This is a genomic window from Paraburkholderia bengalensis (genome assembly GCF_037126505.1).
Lineage (GTDB): Bacteria > Pseudomonadota > Gammaproteobacteria > Burkholderiales > Burkholderiaceae > Paraburkholderia > Paraburkholderia bengalensis.
In genome coordinates, this window is record NZ_JACFYJ010000285.1 from 1 (window position 1) to 649 (window position 649).

Here is a 649-nt window from a genome sequence, read left to right on the forward strand (position 1 = left end):
TCGACTTCAAAACGCAGTTCGCTGTCGCGGTAGGCCGACGTCAAACCGATGTCGTGGAACATGGCCGCGACGTAGAGCAACTCTGGGTCGAAGGCGACATGCTTTCTTTTTCCGAGAAGCGCGCCCCATAGATAGACCCGAGTGGAGTGGTTGAACAGCAGGTCGTTTTCGGTGTCGCGAATGAGTTGGGCTACCTCCCGCGCCAGTTGACTGTCGGGAATGACGACGTCGAGTAGTTCATTCGCCGGCGCTGTTTTGTCCTGCTTCATCGGGTTCCTCGAGCTGTAGAGAGCGTCCGTTTCCCGCGGCACGCTTGACTTCCGAACCGCCCCACTTGCGCGCCTGATTCTGCGCCGAAACTGATTAGCGGCCTTACACCGAGAAAATTACGCTTCCCATGGATCATGGGACAGGCCCAAGATCGAGCAATCACAATGTACTATCGCGTCCATGGCCACGCTCTCGGTTAGCCTCGATCGCGCCGCACGCATCACGCTGTCCGCGCAAATTTACAGCTCGATTCGAGATGCGATCGAGTCGGGCCAGCTTGCCGCCGGCGCGCGGCTGCCCTCCTGGTCGGATTTAGCCGCTCAGCTCGGCGTGTCCCGGGGCACCGTGCGGGCCGCCTATGAACGTCTGATCGACGAGC

Annotated in this window: 2 protein-coding genes; one reads left to right on the forward strand and one right to left on the reverse strand. The window is 59.9% G+C overall.

Translation table 11 applies throughout. The annotated features are described in order from the left end of the window. A partial coding sequence (locus tag H3V53_RS43265) for an HD domain-containing protein (protein ID WP_336603050.1) occupies positions 1–269 on the reverse strand: 269 nt, incomplete at its 3' end. A 181-nt stretch (positions 270–450) separates the two neighbouring features. Between H3V53_RS43265 and H3V53_RS43270 the strand changes: the two genes are divergently transcribed. Continuing rightward, a partial coding sequence (locus tag H3V53_RS43270) for a winged helix-turn-helix domain-containing protein (protein WP_336603051.1) occupies positions 451–649 on the forward strand: 199 nt, incomplete at its 3' end.